At 41.3% G+C, this 15,141-nt stretch carries 17 protein-coding genes; 12 read left to right on the forward strand and 5 right to left on the reverse strand.

Annotated features, from left to right (window positions below):
* Positions 1–379 precede the first annotated feature (379 nt).
* The 11 genes from WKT20_RS06230 to WKT20_RS06280 all read left to right on the forward strand — a co-directional run bounded on the left by WKT20_RS06230 (position 380) and on the right by WKT20_RS06280 (position 9,671).
* Positions 380–2,197, forward strand: a complete 1,818-nt coding sequence (locus WKT20_RS06230) for a DUF3945 domain-containing protein (RefSeq protein WP_278411117.1) — start codon at positions 380–382, stop codon at positions 2,195–2,197.
* Positions 2,198–2,250: 53 nt separating this feature from the next.
* Entirely contained in the window at positions 2,251–2,511 is a 261-nt protein-coding gene (locus WKT20_RS06235; protein ID WP_117902180.1) for a DUF4099 domain-containing protein, read from the forward strand.
* A gap of 75 nt (positions 2,512–2,586) precedes the next feature.
* Entirely contained in the window at positions 2,587–4,356 is a 1,770-nt protein-coding gene (locus tag WKT20_RS06240) for a DNA topoisomerase (protein ID WP_117902179.1), read from the forward strand.
* Between the two features lie 287 nt (positions 4,357–4,643).
* The gene (locus tag WKT20_RS06245) at positions 4,644–4,859 is read left to right on the forward strand and encodes a hypothetical protein (RefSeq protein WP_087247554.1); all 216 of its coding nucleotides are present in this window, start codon (positions 4,644–4,646) and stop codon (positions 4,857–4,859) included.
* A gap of 18 nt (positions 4,860–4,877) precedes the next feature.
* The gene (locus tag WKT20_RS06250; RefSeq protein WP_278411116.1) at positions 4,878–5,087 is read left to right on the forward strand and encodes a hypothetical protein; all 210 of its coding nucleotides are present in this window, start codon (positions 4,878–4,880) and stop codon (positions 5,085–5,087) included.
* Between the two features lie 18 nt (positions 5,088–5,105).
* The gene (locus tag WKT20_RS06255) at positions 5,106–6,167 is read left to right on the forward strand and encodes a PRTRC system protein E (protein WP_117902177.1); all 1,062 of its coding nucleotides are present in this window, start codon (positions 5,106–5,108) and stop codon (positions 6,165–6,167) included.
* A 45-nt stretch (positions 6,168–6,212) separates the two neighbouring features.
* On the forward strand, positions 6,213–6,434 hold the full coding sequence (locus WKT20_RS06260; RefSeq protein ID WP_004326366.1) for a PRTRC system protein C: 222 nt from the start codon (positions 6,213–6,215) through the stop codon (positions 6,432–6,434).
* A gap of 36 nt (positions 6,435–6,470) precedes the next feature.
* Positions 6,471–7,580 carry a peptidase gene (locus tag WKT20_RS06265; protein WP_117902176.1) on the forward strand — a complete coding sequence of 370 codons (1,110 nt, stop codon included), beginning with the start codon at positions 6,471–6,473 and terminating at the stop codon, positions 7,578–7,580.
* Positions 7,581–7,585: 5 nt separating this feature from the next.
* Entirely contained in the window at positions 7,586–8,287 is a 702-nt protein-coding gene (locus WKT20_RS06270; protein ID WP_278411110.1) for a PRTRC system protein B, read from the forward strand.
* Positions 8,284–9,066: a PRTRC system ThiF family protein gene (locus tag WKT20_RS06275; RefSeq protein WP_117902174.1), complete on the forward strand. Its 783-nt coding sequence runs from the start codon at positions 8,284–8,286 to the stop codon at positions 9,064–9,066. Before WKT20_RS06270 ends, WKT20_RS06275 begins: the two co-directional genes overlap by 4 nt.
* A 152-nt stretch (positions 9,067–9,218) precedes the next feature.
* Positions 9,219–9,671, forward strand: coding sequence for a hypothetical protein (locus WKT20_RS06280; protein WP_117902173.1), 453 nt, complete (start codon positions 9,219–9,221; stop codon positions 9,669–9,671).
* Positions 9,672–9,859: 188 nt separating this feature from the next.
* Here the strand turns inward: WKT20_RS06280 and WKT20_RS06285 are convergent, their stop codons facing one another.
* From WKT20_RS06285 to WKT20_RS06305, 5 genes are all read right to left on the reverse strand, one after another.
* Complete coding sequence (locus tag WKT20_RS06285) at positions 9,860–10,159, reverse strand: helix-turn-helix transcriptional regulator (RefSeq protein WP_117902172.1); 300 nt, start codon at positions 10,157–10,159, stop codon at positions 9,860–9,862.
* Positions 10,160–10,427: 268 nt separating this feature from the next.
* Entirely contained in the window at positions 10,428–10,736 is a 309-nt protein-coding gene (locus tag WKT20_RS06290) for a helix-turn-helix domain-containing protein (RefSeq protein ID WP_117902171.1), read from the reverse strand.
* A gap of 234 nt (positions 10,737–10,970) precedes the next feature.
* The gene (locus WKT20_RS06295; RefSeq protein WP_133302531.1) at positions 10,971–11,276 is read right to left on the reverse strand and encodes a hypothetical protein; all 306 of its coding nucleotides are present in this window, start codon (positions 11,274–11,276) and stop codon (positions 10,971–10,973) included.
* Between the two features lie 80 nt (positions 11,277–11,356).
* Positions 11,357–12,910, reverse strand: coding sequence for an RNA-binding domain-containing protein (locus WKT20_RS06300; protein WP_117902169.1), 1,554 nt, complete (start codon positions 12,908–12,910; stop codon positions 11,357–11,359).
* A gap of 10 nt (positions 12,911–12,920) precedes the next feature.
* Complete coding sequence (locus WKT20_RS06305; protein WP_087247537.1) at positions 12,921–14,171, reverse strand: site-specific integrase; 1,251 nt, start codon at positions 14,169–14,171, stop codon at positions 12,921–12,923.
* Positions 14,172–14,502: 331 nt separating this feature from the next.
* Between WKT20_RS06305 and WKT20_RS06310 the strand changes: the two genes are divergently transcribed.
* Positions 14,503–15,141, forward strand: a 639-nt coding sequence (locus tag WKT20_RS06310) for a phage integrase SAM-like domain and Arm DNA-binding domain-containing protein (protein ID WP_340417039.1), incomplete at its 3' end; no start/stop codon positions are given.

Below are 15,141 nucleotides of genomic sequence, written 5' to 3' on the forward strand. Positions count from 1 at the left end.
TGCGACCGACGTGACGCATAGCCGTAAATCAAAGGCGGCTATCCTTATATTCTATATATGGCCTCACAAATACTGTGAAAGCCCACCTTCCCAAATAACAAAACATAGCCTGCCTATCAACTCCCCAAATAAGACAGGGATTTCAGCTCCCTCCGATCTGCATAGTCAGATGGCTTAGCTATGCTTTTACTTATACTCTTCCTACTTCCTTTCATCCTTTTTTCCTGCTGTTTCTACATTCTTTCCTATCTCTGGTATGACATCTGATGACATCTGATGACATATAATGCCATCTATTTGCAAATCAACCATTTATCCAATTTATCGCATTACATTTGGACTGTGAAACAAATCAAGTAGTCACTCAAAACAAAAGATTATGGCACAAGAAAACAGTCCTGACAAGGAAAAAAGGCAAGGCCGGACTAAGAAATCAGAAAAACCTTATGTGGAACAAATTGATGAACTTCTGCTGGTACATAACAAAAACGACCCCAAGGAGGGTTTGGGAGTGGTCAGCAAGGCAGACGAGAAAGGCAATTATCAGACGGTTACACCGGAAGAGAAGAACGAGAACTCATTCCTTAAATTCGACAAGAATTCAAGCATCCTCGAAAACTTCATCAAGAATTTCTGGAGCCAGCTGAAGGAGCCTACGCATTTCAGGCTTATCCGTATGACCTTCAATGATTACAAGCAGAACAAACAGGCTCTCAAGGACCTGGCCGAAGGTAAGAATACAGACGCGGTAAAGGAGTTTCTGAAACGCTATGAAATCGTACCGAAAGTAAACAATCAGAAAAACAGTCAAACAAAAGAGGAGGAAACAAAAATGGCAAAGAAGCAGGAACAGACAGCGCAGGCACAGCCTGAACAGGTATCACAGGTGGAAGCTGCCGCACAGGGACGCGAACAGCAGGAACCGCAACGCCAGCAGACACCCACGTACCGCTACAACGAGAACATGATCAACTGGGAAGAACTGGGCAAGTTCGGCGTTTCCAAGGAAATGCTGGAGCAGTCCGGACAGCTTGACAGTATGCTTAAAGGATACAAGACCAACAGGACCATGCCGCTGACACTCAATATTCCGGGAGTATTGACTGCCAAGCTGGACGCACGCCTTTCATTCATATCCAACGGCGGGCAGGTCATGCTGGGCATCCACGGTATCAGAAAGGAACCGGAACTGGAGCGTCCTTATTTCGGACATATCTTCACGGAAGAGGACAAGAAGAACCTGCGTGAAAGCGGGAACATGGGACGCGTGGCTGACCTTAACCTGCGTGGCAACACAACTGAGCCGTGTCTGATTTCCATCGACAAGAATACCAACGAACTGGTAGCCGTCCGACAGGAGCATGTCTATATCCCGAATGAAATCAAAGGGGTAACCCTGACTCCGGACGAAATCCAGAAACTGAAAAACGGTGAACAGATATTCGTAGAGGGAATGAAGTCCAATCAGGGTAAAGAGTTTAATGCCAATCTGCAATACAGTGCGGAAAGAAGAGGCATCGAATTTATCTTCCCGAAAGACCAGGCCTTCAACCAGCAGACACTCGGCGGTGTACCGCTTTCCCCCATGCAGCTCAAAGCGTTGAACGAAGGACACACCATCCTTGTAGAGGATATGAAACGAAAGAACGGCGAACTGTTTTCTTCTTTCGTTACCATGGACAAAGTTACAGGCGGGCTCCAATATACGCGCCACAATCCGGAAACGGGAGAAATCTACATACCGAAAGAAATCTGTTCGGTACAGCTCACACCGGAGGACAAGGAAGCGTTGCGAAAAGGGCAGCCCATCTATCTTGAGAACATGATCAACCGCAAAGGGGAGGAATTCTCGTCATTCGTCAAGCTGGACCTTGTAAGCGGAAGGCCACAGTATTCCAGAACTCCGGACGGTTTCAACGAACGACAGGCACCTACCATCCCGGCTGAGGTTTACGGACACCTGCTTTCGGCACAGGAAAGAGCAAATCTTCAGGACGGAAAGGCCATCCTTGTAACGGGTATGAAAGGTCCCAACGGCAAACCGTTCGATTCCTATCTGAAAGTAAACGCAAACACCGGACAGCTGCAATATTTCCAGGAAAATCCGGATGTACGCCGCAATACCTCACAGCGTGCTTCACAGACTGACAATACCCAGCAGCAGGAACAGAAGAAGGGAGCAAAACAGGCTGTCTGACCTGAACGGGATTCAAATCAATCAAATCATCAACTACTAAAAAAGGAAAGAACATGAACAAGACCAATCATCATATCTACAAGGCTGAACAAATCGACTGGGAAAAACTGGAATCGGTAGGTATCAGCAGATCGCAAATTGAAAAGGACGGAAACATGGACCTGCTCCTTCAGGGAAAGGAAACCAATGTCATGTCCATTAAAATCAAGACTCCTGTATTTTCACTGACCATGGACGCCACACTCAGTCTGATTGAAGACGGGAATGGAAATCCGGTCATCAGCGTAAACGGTATCAACCCTTCAGGTGAATAAATAAGAAACCATAATGTATCATCTCTCTTTCCATACGGACTTACCGTATGGAAAGATATAAAAACAGAATTTATCATGATTGCCATATTAACAGACAAACCAAGTGTAGGAAAAGAAATCGGAAGAATCATCGGTGCAACCAGAGTAAGAAACGGATATGTGGAAGGAAACGGCTACATGGTTACGTGGACTTTCGGGAACATGCTGTCACTGGCCATGCCGAAGGACTACGGAACCCAGAAGCTGGAACGGAATGACTTTCCTTTCATCCCGTCCGAATTTGAACTGATGGTACGTCATACACGCACCGAGAACGGATGGATACCGGAGATTGATGCCGTACTCCAGCTTAAAGTAATCGAGAGAGTGTTCCAGGCATGCGACACCATCATTGCGGCTACTGATGCCAGCCGTGACGGGGAAATGACATTCCGCTATGTCTATCAATACCTGAACTGTACACAGCCTTGCTTCCGTCTGTGGATTTCTTCTCTTACCGACGAGTCTGTGCGTAAAGGCATGGAAAACCTGAAGCCGGACAGTTGCTACGACAGCCTGTTCCTTGCTGCCGACAGCCGCAACAAGGCGGACTGGATTCTCGGAATCAACGCCAGCTATGCCATGTGCAAGGCGACGGGCCTTGGCAACAATTCCCTCGGACGGGTACAGACACCGGTACTGGCTGCCATCAGCAGACGCTACCGTGAAAGGGAGAACCATATTTCATCGGACAGCTGGCCCATCTACATCAGCCTGCAAAAGGACGGCATCCTTTTCAAGATGCGCCGCACACAGGATCTTCCCGACAAAGAATCCGCTACAATGTTTTTCCAGGACTGCAAGCTGGCACATCAGGCACAGATTACAGGTATCAGCCACAGCGTTAAGGAAATACTTCCACCGGACCTGCTTGACCTGACACAACTTCAGAAGGAAGCGAACATCCGCTATGGTTTTACCGCATCAGAGGTGTATGACATCGCCCAGTCTCTTTATGAAAAGAAACTGATTTCCTATCCGCGGACTTCCAGCCGTTATCTGACGGAGGATGTGTTTGACTCGCTTCCACCAATCATGGCGCGTCTGCTTTCATGGGAGCTGTTCCCTGCCGCTAAAGGAACTGGAGGTATTGACATATCCGGTTTGTCCCATCACATAATAAACGCAGAAAAGGCCAATGTACATCATGCCATCATCATTACAGGTATCCGTCCCGGGAATCTGTCCGAAAAGGAAATACTGGTTTACAGACTTGTAGCCGGAAGGATGCTTGAAGCATTCATGCCTCCGTGCCGCATAGAAACGACAAATGTTGAAGCGGTTTGTGCGGCGCAACATTTCAAGGCCGAACAAACAAGAATCATTGAAGCCGGCTGGCATGACGTGTTCATGCGTTCCGACATGGTTCCAAAATCGGGATATTCCGTCAATGAACTCCCCGAAGTGAAGAAAGGTGATAACCTGAATGTATGCGGATGCAATATGGTACACAAAAAACAGCTGCCGGTAGATCCGTTCACGGATGCAGAACTGGTGGAATACATGGAACTGAACGGATTGGGCACGGTATCCTCACGTACCAATATCATCCGTACACTGGTTAACCGTAAGTATATCCGTTATTCAAGGAAATATATTGTTCCGACCCCGAAAGGTATGTTCACCTACGAAACCATCCGTGGAAAGAAAATTGCGGATACTTCACTTACAGCTGACTGGGAAAAACAGCTGGCCGGACTTGAAAGCGGAATGATAACCGGGCAGGACTTTCTTAATAGGATCAGGACTCTCGCCAAGGAAATGACCGATGACATTTTCAACACCTATTCCACAAAAGAAGAATAACATCAATATTAACCACAAGAATGCAGGCCGGAAGGTCTGCATTTTTTTGTATCCGTACAGAAAAGAATCTGTTTTTCCGCTTTTAAGCGGCAAAGGTCTTGGATTGCCTGCCTTTTGTCGCAAGGCTGCCCTCATGGGCTTGGCTGGACAGGAAAAAATCATCCTCGCTGCGCTCCGGTATTTTTTCCTGCCAGGCCTTGCGCAAAAAGGCAATCCAAGAGGCCGGAAGCCTATAAAATCGGGAAAACACATCCCGATGGGATTATTCATTCATAAAATTAAGGATTATGGAACTACAGATTATCGAAAGTATCAGCAAGCATGCGGTAACCCTGGTATTGGTTATCGGAATACTTATGCTGACAGACAAAGGTATTATGCCTACAGGTATGATTGCAATGCTCCTGCTCACCGGAGGAATCATAGGATTTCTTTTCAGAGCTCTTCTACTGATTGTCAGGATAGCATTTATCTTTTTCATTGTCGGACTCCTGTTTTTCTAACCAATAAAACCAACATATATGAAAACAAGTACATGTATATCTTCTGCTCCTGTCATGCCGGCTGTATGGCCACAGAGCGAACATATCAGACCAATCAAAAGACGTCTGCCCAATACAGTTGATGAACCTAAAAACATCGGCTACTATCTGGAATCTCTGCGTGATATTGCAAGCAGACCGGACAGGGAGGATGTCCTGAAAGAATTCTTCAAGGAATCTTATATATAACCATAAAATTTTTCAATTATGTTTTTCCAATCAATTTATCAGATGATTACAGCAGGTACGGATCTGAATATCAATATCCGTAAAGTGGACAACAGCCTGAGCGTAGCAGTCATGCCAAGGCGGAACAGCCTGAAAGAGGATACGCGGCAGAACATGGTGCCGCTGGTAGTGAACGGAACACCGGCAGAACTGGATATGGGTTTCCTGCAGACCATACTCCAACCGATACAGAAGGTACAGGGACTGCTTGCCAATGCGGAAAATTTCGAGAAACAGGCAGAAAAGGCAACGGCACAGGCCAAATCATCCAAGGCTCCAACAGTACCGGCCGAATCAAAGGAAGCCAGGGAAAAACGGGAAAAGATGGAAAAGCTCCTCAAAAAGGCTGATGATGCAACTGCCGCAAAAAGGTTCTCCGAAGCAATGACATGGTTGAAACAGGCACGGGTTCTGGCTTCTGCCGAAAAACAGAAGGAGATTGATGCCAGGATGCAGGAAGTACAGAAACAGGCCAGCGAAGGAAGTCTGTTCGGTATGGCAGAGGAACCGGCACCGGTAATTCCCCAACCACAAGGCAGCATGAACGGTCAGCCACAGCCCGGTATGCAAACAAGCATATTCCCGGAGCAGCAGACCCATACTATGAATCCTGAACCTGTCATGCTGTCTGCTCCACAACAGAATCCACAGGAAATGCCTCAACCGGTATATGGAACGAACGGAGCATATATCCAACCTGCTCCAAACCGGCCCGTGATGCAAGGAACAGGTATGCCACAAGGAGCTACAATGCAGCCCTATCCGCAGCAGCCGGCTTACCAGCCTGAGACGGCTCCTTATCCACAACAACAGGTACGGCAGCCGACAAACGGCCATATACCGAACGGAACAGTACAGGTACAGAACGGAAACGGACGGGAATACCAGACTGCGCCGGCTACACATGAGACATTCTGCTTCGATCCGGAAGACGAGAATGACAGGGAACTTCTAAAAGAGGACCCGTATGCGGAATATCCGGATTTTCCGGCTGAGTACCGTATGAAGGACGAGGCACAGGTAGAAATGGTATACTGCTGATATATAAAAATAAATGATTTGTAAAACCAATAAACTATAAACAATATGGCACTGGAAATTAAAGGAATGAAAAGAGTATTCAAGATGAAGAAGAACAGTCAGGAAATCGTACTGGACGATCCGAACGTAAACATGTCTCCGGCTGAAGTGATGGACTTCTATTCAATGAACTATCCAGAACTGACCACCGCGACCGTACACGGACCGGAAATCGAAGACGACCGGGCGGTATATGAATTCAAGACAACCATCGGAGTGAAAGGGTAAGGACATGAAAAAAGGACAACGTAAAGACAAGAAACCATGTACACAACTTACGGAACGGGCTTTGGAAAATTTAGCCAGACTTATCATATCGGAACTCGAAAATACGGACATAAGCCGGGGCATCAGAAGCAGGAAGAAAAGAAAACTCCCTCCAGCAGAAAGCCTCATGGTTTTCTGAACACGAGAATACCTTCCATCGCTCCCGACCTGTATGTGGAGAATGACAGGGATGTAACGGTAAATGTCACCACCAAAGAGAATCTTGATTTCCTGTACCGTTCAGCCATGAAGTATGCGCAGCTCCTGGATATGGAGCTGCCATACCATCCTACAGGCAGGACTTCCATAAGAGAAAAAATATGCCTGCTATATAATGCGCTGGATTCCATAGTATCTCATCATGTAAATCTGGAACTTGTCGGTGACAGGCTCCAGTTCTGTATCTATCATTTCCATGAATGGCCTGATTACACCCTGTTCCTTATACCGATAGATTTTACGGAAAGACTGAAAGGGGAAATCAAAAGGATCACACTGGAGTTCATCAGACGGTTCATCAAATATCACAGGATGATGGATATAACCGATACCCCTTATTTTGAGATGTCGGAAGTCTGTATCGATTATGTGGACTTTGAACAGCTTGATGAGGAAGAGAAAAAGAATCTGTACAGAAAGGAAAAGCTTTTCAGGTCATATGAAAAAGGGAGAATCCACAGGAAACTGTGCCGGATGTACTCCAGGGCTTTCTGTAGGAATCTGGAAGAACATATCCGCAACTGTAATCCTTCCAGCAATAAGGAAAAAAGACTTTTGGAACTGATTACTGAAGGGATGTCCCTGATTGCAAAGGACAGTCCTCATATCTTGAATTATGACTATGACTATGCAAGCAAAAAGGAAAGGGATTTCGAACCGCCACCGCTCGAATATCAGATTCTGCTTACATATTCCATCACGGATACGGTTACCAAAGACATGGAAAGCTGTTTCAGTACTGACTGTCAGGAAACATATAACCAGACTCCCGTATCATTTACATTCATCACACCGGAAACTGAAAAACTGTTCAGACCAGAGAATTATCCGGAACGGTTCTCAAAATGGTTTGAGAAATTTGTAGAACATGTTACCTATAATTTATAAACATCATGAATGAACTGACCCAAAACATACAGAAAATGATGGTGCCGAAAGCTGCTATCATAGCCTACAAGTATGAAGACAGAAGAAATTCTGACACCAGGTACTTCATAGAATTGCGTCCCATCGGAAAAAGCGGACAGATGGGGGCAGGTATCCCCGTCACATACGAATTCATGAATACCCTGCTGGAATCCTACACGGAAGAAATGAGCGGGATACCGGCAGGAAGAGTCCCCGATAACATGCTGGCCTGCAATCCGAGAAAAGGACAGGAAGAATATATCTGGTACAATCCGCCCGGAAAGAGACAGATGTTCTTTCACAAGGATCTCAATATACAGGACGGCATATTCAATCTGCCGGGAATTGTTTATCATGTAAAAAACGGAAGCATGGACGTATTCGCCTTCAAGGGAAAACGTCCGGTGGAGACGACTCCACTGTTCCGTGCCCCGTTCTTCAACGTGACCGGGTCAAGTGTCTGCCTTGGCAGCAGTTCTCTGGAAAAGCCACAAAACCCGACTTTCCTTTCCCTGCTGGAATACTGGGAAAAACGGTTCTGGCTGACTGAATTCTCCCATCTTGGAGGAAATGTCAATCCTACCGTTTCAAATCTTGTCATCGTCACCGAGAACATAAGAAACAATCCGTTCGATATGAACGAACTCAAGCCCATGAATAAAAAACTTAAAGACATACTTCCATGAAAAAGATACATTTTACCGACCGCTACCTGCTCAATCCGCGTCATCCGGTAACAGTATTCGTCATCGGAGCCGGAGGTACAGGCTCACAAGTGATAACCAATCTGGCACGTATGAGCATGGCACTTCAAGCATTGGGCCATCCGGGACTGCATGTCACCGTATTCGATCCCGACACAGTAAGCCAGGCCAATATAGGACGCCAGCTTTTCAGTGAAACAGAACTGGGACTGAACAAAGCCGTATCACTAGTCACACGCATCAACCGTTTCTTCGGATACGCATGGACTGCCGAACCGCAATGTTTTCCTACCAGGAATTTTTCTGAAGACAGCACAGCAAATATCATCATAACCTGTACGGACAATATACGTTCACGTCTTACGCTTTGGAAGTTCCTGAAGAAAGTCCGCAAAGAAAACTTCAGTGACCATTCGGCTCCCATATACTGGATGGATTTCGGGAACAGCCAGACAAAAGGACAGGTCATCATCGGGACGGTACGTGAGAAAGTTCTCCAACCTTCTTCACAGGAATATATTCCCATGCCTAAAATGAATGTCATCACCGAGGAAGTGGACTATGCAAAAATCAAGGAAAAAGAATCAGGACCAAGCTGTTCCCTGTCGGAAGCCCTGGAAAAACAGGATCTGTTCATTAACTCCACACTGGCACATATCGGATGTGACCTGCTCTGGAAAATGTTCAAGGAAGGAAAGACACTGTATCGCGGTGTCTATGTCAATCTGGATACATTGAAAATGACCGCAATCCCGGTGTAATGACGGAAGTGACCGTATCATCTTTCCATCAGAATACGGTCACTTATTCTATTTGCTGCTTATTATTTACATCTGAAATATCTTTTCCAAAAGTAGCCTTTTGCTTATTCATTTTTTATTTGTATATTTGAGAAGAAAAACATAACTTTTTTATGAACGCAGAAAATTTAAGAATAGGAGACTATGTACATATCCATTTTCTCAAAAACACAACTACTGAACAAGCCAAAGTTGAGAATATCAATATTGAAAATAACACCATTATTTTGGTAAATCAAAGAAAAGATATAATTAAGATTGATACTGAAGATAAATGGGAACAGATAAAACCAATTCCATTAGATGAAAGTGTATTGAAACAGTTTGGATACAAGGATTCTATTAAGACTGTATATGGCCTAGTTAATAAAAATGTATATGAAAAAGTATACATATTTAAAGATAGGTCACCTATATTAGTAACTTTAATTTATGAAGATGGTGTATTTAAACTGGTACAAAGTGATGATGAAGCTTTTTATGGATGTAAGACGAAACCCTCGTTTCAAGATCTTCACATTTTTCAACACTATCTTTCCGATAATATGTACATTAATAATATATAGACAAGAATCTTAAATAAAAAACATTTCAAAACAATCAGACAGACTTCGCAAACTATATATATAAATAGTTTGCGAAGTCTGTCTGATTGTTATTTTATTTCAATTCAAAGAATTGGTATCGTCTCATTTACTCATTTTCTACTGTTCATTATACTTATTTTCCATGTGCCAGTATCACATCCATTCCATTAACTACTTTTATCCTTACCACGCTGGAGGAGGAAACTCTGTATCTCTGAGGCGAGATAGAATGATTTCCCGTTCTTTTCCACCGAGTAATATTTAATCTTGCCCTCTTGCCTGTAACGTGCCAAAGTTCTTTGTGACACACCAAGGAGTTCTGCCAAATCGACATTATCAAGCAGTCTATCTCCGTTCATACATTCTTTCAGACGGTTCATCTGATCCAGTTTCTTTTCAATGCGAACAAATCCCTCTACCATTGTACCTATCAGTTTTTCGAGTATCTCATTATCTATATATGACATAATTCCAATGTTTAAGTGAATAAATCGATACTCCCGTTGTGCGCACTCTAAGAGTATTTACTTATAGTAGTGAAAATAGTATGCCTTAATTTCAGATAATACCTAAAAAACACGTTACATTCTGATAATCAAGCATATAAATTTTATCTATTTCATATTAGTGTAAACCGGAAGTGTAAACTTTAAAATGCAGAATTGATAACAGGTCAACAACATTGATATCCAATACTATATGATAATATGTTTCCATATGAATACTTATACCAGATTATACTTTATCTGTACTACCAGACACTAACTGTTCATGTGCCCATTCTACAAGAGATTTACGAGAAAAAACCAGTTTGTTTCCATACTTCATAAAAGGAATCTGTCCGAGTGAAGTCATTTTATACAGCTTAGCTTTAGAAGTAGGAAATCCATGCTCATCCAATACCTTCAATGCACTAGATAAATTCAAAGTATCAGGTAATCCAGATGAAATTGTTTCTTTATTATTCCCTGAATAATATTTTGAAATAGCTCTGAATACGATTTCTTCAATCTGTTCTTCTGTTGCAACTATTATACCTGCCATAATCAAACATTTTGCGGATTAACTACTCGATTTTACCCCTATTACTTCAGAGGTTTCAAGACAAAGAAATTATAAAAACAAATAGTATTCAAACAGGAAAACATATATACAAGCTATGACATTTAATGACAAAAACCGTCATTTAAAGACAAATGAAAATGCCATTTCAAGGAGCTGTCATCAAAAGTCCTTAAAATGGCATCAAATTGCAACTATTATATAGATGATAAAAAATTATTGCTTTTGTTTTCTAAGTTGAGAAATAACCTCATTTACATCAAAAAACTTAAGATTATCATATGATTTCTCACTATATTTTATCAGACCATCCTTTAGCCACTTGTTCACAGTTGCAGGAGTAACTTTCATCCATTTTGAAAGATGAATATTTGTTATCAAATAATAACCGTTCAACTGTGTCAATTTATGCTTATTTGCAGAAAATCCACGCTGTAGACGGTCAACAAGTGTATCTATATCCTTTTTTAAAATTTGTGGAGCCGGTTTATTTTCTTTAATCGTCAATTCTATAGACTTCATATCAAAATTATTCAATTGAGGCAGCTTGGATAACTCCTCTATGATATGAACTGCACACTTCAAATCCTGAATCTTGAATATTAATTGCTTCCGTCTTGGCATAGTAGTGATTTTCCTTTTTCAGTGGTATAATATTTCTGCAAACGGCTGTTAGGCTTATCAGGAACAGTCATTGCCAACAATCCTTCCTCAATCAGAGGGTTTATATATTTATTCCTAAATTTAGTCCGATTACTAAAGTGCAGCAAAGTAATAATTTCCATTAGAGACTTTTCCGATATACAAGTTTTAAGAATTGTCTGTATTTCTCCCCGACTTAGAGCCAACTTAGTCCCAACTTGGTCCCAACTTGGTCCCAACTTAGTCCCAACTTGGTCCTGACCTGTCTGAATATTTTTTGCAAACTCAAACTCTTTAGGATCACGATAGGTAATAGAAAAGACAAACTCCTCTCCACTACGAATCTCTATCTCAGAGTTTTCAAAGTATAACGGAGCATATTTCCGAATATTTTTCTGTCCGGAACCAAGTTCCTCAGCCCATTTCATTTCACGGAATACCTTTGTTATTAGCGGATTCTTTGTACGAGTACGCCAGTCATTTATATCTATATCCCCTGTTTGGAAAGGTTTCGTCCAATTCTCTGTTATTACTCGATCACGAAATATAAGGAACTTATTGCTATATGAACTGATATACTCACGATGCAGAAGTGTATTCGAGATTATTTCTCTGAATATCATTACCCGTAAGTCCAAACGATCTATTCCATTATCCGCCAAACGAAACTTATCAGGCATGTTGCGTTGCACGAAATTCAACAAACGAATATATGACTGAATCAAATTTACGCATATCATATCCCGGTCATTGTAACGAATATCAGGGTCAGTCGGAAGCGGATGCAAAAAACGCTCGTAAGACATGCTACGATAAATGGCATCCGTACGATGCCACGGACAACAGTTCAGAATAGCCTGTTCCTTGCCAAATAAAAGAATAGCAGCCAACTTATATCCTTCCCTATTTGTTCCCCGTTGCTTACCCCAGAACAGGCTTTTCAGGAATTCTTCATTTGTCATGCTCAACCACGGATGATTGGAGTTATGAATAGAAATGTGGCTACGCATAATCTTGAACGATTCTTCATCCATATCTGCCAATGTTACATCGGGAAATACTTCATTCTCGGAAGACTCCTTTTCCTTTCGCATGAACATGTTCTTAACCAGATAAGTATGCTTTGACACATCATTGTCTGCATCACCCCAACGGTCATAAAAACGGTTCTTATATCTATGTACCTGTTCACTCTCTGGCACACTCAGATACAGGATAATCTTACCGTCAATCTCTATCTGCTCCGGCGTGATTGGCATTGGAGGAAGAAACAGTTCAGGATTATTCAGTGTATTGATAATACTTTTGGTCATATCTGTTACGCATTTAGGGTTAATTCCTAATATAGCCCCATCATCATCCACTCCTAAAAAGATATATCCTCCCTCTGCATTCAGAAAAGAACATACCGTTTCATACACGGAAGCCGAAACCTTATCCGTGCATTTCTTAAATTCTACTTGTCTATTCTCGCCATGCAAAAGCAAGTCTTTTATTTTATTTGTTGATAACATACCGTTTCCTTTATAATACTTTTACCGCTTCGTCTATTACGCTACTGGCAAAGCTATCCAAATAAGTATTGGTCGTTGACAAATCACTATGACCCAATATCTGTGAGATAACTTCACGTGGTACTTGATTGTCCTGTAAAGTCATAGCCATTGTATGACGGCTCACATAACTGGTCAGCTTCATGTCCGTAATCCCTAAAGTCTGCGCTAAATTAGCCAAATTCTTGTTATTACGTCCAAAACGGCTACGAATATGATTATATAATTGTTCTCCTTTATATCCTGGAATAGAAACGATTGGTAATAAATAATCTTCTACCAAAATTGTATTAGAAGCAAACCAGTCCATCAATTCCTGAATTTCAGAAGTTATCTTAATCTGAATAGGTTTTACTTTCTTTGCTTCTTTTGTCTTATTTCGTTTATAAACAATATAGCTTCCACCATTATAACGGATTATATTGTTTTTAGTCAACAATGCAGCGTCAATAAACGATATTCCATAACAATAATAAGAAAATAGGAACAAACGTCTTGCAAGCTCTTGAGCATGACTTTTAACAGCAGTATGTTTCAGTTTATCCATATCTTCATGTGGCAAATAGCGCTTTGCTGTTTCTTCTTCCAAGGCAGAGATATTAAAACCTCCTTTTCCAAAAGGATAGGTGACTTCAGAAGCCTCCTGATCTTGTATAGCCTTATTTAAAATTGCACGCAGAGCTTTGAAATAATATTTCCGGGTATTTCCTTTACACTCCCGTTTCTGAAGAAACACATCGAAAGCCTTTACATATTTAATGTCTATTTCAGAAAACACTTTCTTATCAAACTTACTATCAAACAATTCAAGCATATGTAAAGTACGACTATAACAAACTGAATTTCCTACATGACCAGTATCCTTTAACGTAGTTATTGTCTTATTGAAATAATCCTTTACTTTACCTTTTGAGGCCTTATTCAAAAATGCTTCTTCAAACTGATTTAAAGTCCAATCAACCCTTTCTATTTCAAAGTTGCGAAATATTTCATTAATCTGGGTTTCTATTTCAGATAATCTTGCATTCCATATTTTAAATTTAGGTACAATTTTCTTATCAGAAACAAATCGACCATCAGATTCATTCCACTGCTCTTTTGTTGAAACCAATCCAGTTCGTATTAACTTACTTTTTCTTTCTTTAGTAATTCTAATAGAAACCGGAAAACTGCCATCTTTACGTTCATTACCCGCAAACAGAATAAACTTATATGTTGCCATAGATATAGGTGTTATATTTATTTTCCTACAACAAATCTACAACATTTTGAGTAAAAACCATCAAAACAGAAGAAAATTTATAGAAATTAAATAGTTGATTATCAATAAAAATCATACTGAAAATCAAACAAATACAAAATACATATATCATAAAATAAGCCCCTGGGGGGCGTGTGGTCGCTGGTTCGAATCCAGTCACCCCGACTGATTGTAAGCATTGATAATCTGATGATTGCCGATGCTTTTTTGCTTTTATGCATATTGCTGCAAGCGGCGGTTTAATCGAGCAAATTAAACCAGCAATTAAACCAAGAATTAAACCAAAATTCTTATGGACGCTACAATTTCAGTGATTTGCTACAAAAGTAAAACCCTAGCAAATGGAGAATACCCTTTAATGTTAAGAATTGCACAGAATGGGAAAAGCACCTACAAAAGTCTTAAAATATCTGTTGCAGCAAAACATTGGGACTTTGAACGAAATGTACCCAAACCTAACAATCCAAACAAGGACTTAATTCAAAAGATTATACTTAAAACAAAATTAGATTATCAGCAAAAAATCTTAGAAAAGAAAGCCAATAGCGAAGAGTTTACCGCTTCTTCATTAATAAATGAACAGAAAGATTCAATCAAAGCAAAAACAGTTGAAGAGTTCTACCTATCTCTAATCGAAGATTTAAAGCAGAAAGGTAGAATTGGTAATAGCTATGCTTACCTAAACTCATATAACACCCTGCGTAATTTCAATAAAGGCAAAAAGTTGAATTATACTTTCAGCCATATAGACGTTTCTTTCTGCAAAAAATTTGAGGACTGGATGCGAAGCAAAGGAAATAAAGACACAACTTTAAGCTACCAGTTCCGTACTTTGAGAGCTGCATATAACAAAGCCATAGAAGCAAAGATAGTAGCACGTGAAAAGAATCCGTTTATTGAGTACAAGCTAAGCCACTTCAATACCAAAACT

Origin of the sequence: Phocaeicola sp. ICN-14070 (genome assembly GCF_037892625.1) — a bacterium.
GTDB lineage: Bacteria > Bacteroidota > Bacteroidia > Bacteroidales > Bacteroidaceae > Phocaeicola > Phocaeicola plebeius.